The organism is Flavobacteriales bacterium (assembly GCA_020435415.1).
Taxonomy (GTDB): Bacteria; Bacteroidota; Bacteroidia; order JACJYZ01; family JACJYZ01; genus JACJYZ01.
The window spans coordinates 1-594 of record JAGQZQ010000186.1; the positions used below are offsets into that span (position 1 = coordinate 1).

Sequence of the window (594 nt, forward strand, 5' to 3'; positions counted from 1 at the left end):
CTAGAAGTTAGCTGCTCTTTTTACGAGCGGTAGACTTTCTAGCAGTAGTTTTCTTTTTAGCTGCTGGTTTTTTAGCGGCTGGCTTCCGAGCAGTGGAAGTCTTTTTGTTGGCCGGCTTTCTGGAAGCGACCTTTTTGGTAGCCGGCTTTTTAGCTGTAGTCTTTTTAGCAGTAGTTTTCTTGGCTGCAGTAGACTTTTTAGCTGCTGGCTTTTTGGCTGCTGGTTTTTTAGCTGCAGTTTTCTTGACTGCGGCCTTTTTAGCTGCCGGTTTTTTAGCGACTGGCTTTTTGGCTGCAGTTTTCTTGGCTGTAGCTTTTTTAGTCGGAGCTTTTTTAGCTGCCGGCTTTTTAGCTGCAGTCTTCTTAGCTGCGGGCTTCTTAGCTGCCGGTTTCTTAGCTGCTGCTTTTTTAACAGCAGGCTTTTTAGCTGCTGCCTTCTTAGCGGCGGGCTTTTTAGCGGTAGCTTTTTTAGCAGTAGCTTTTTTAGCTGTTGCTTTTTTAGCTGCCGGCTTTTTCTTAGCCGCAGGCTTTTTAGCTGCCGGCTTTTTGGCTGCAGGTTTCTTAGCAGTCCGCTTCTTGGCTTTTGTCGCTCCAG

Annotated in this window: 1 protein-coding gene; it reads right to left on the bottom strand. The window is 46.6% G+C overall.

The annotated features are described in order from the left end of the window. Positions 1-7 precede the first annotated feature (7 nt). Positions 8-594, bottom strand: a 587-nt coding sequence (locus KDD36_15240) for a histone H1-like repetitive region-containing protein (GenBank protein ID MCB0398003.1), incomplete at its 5' end; no start/stop codon positions are given.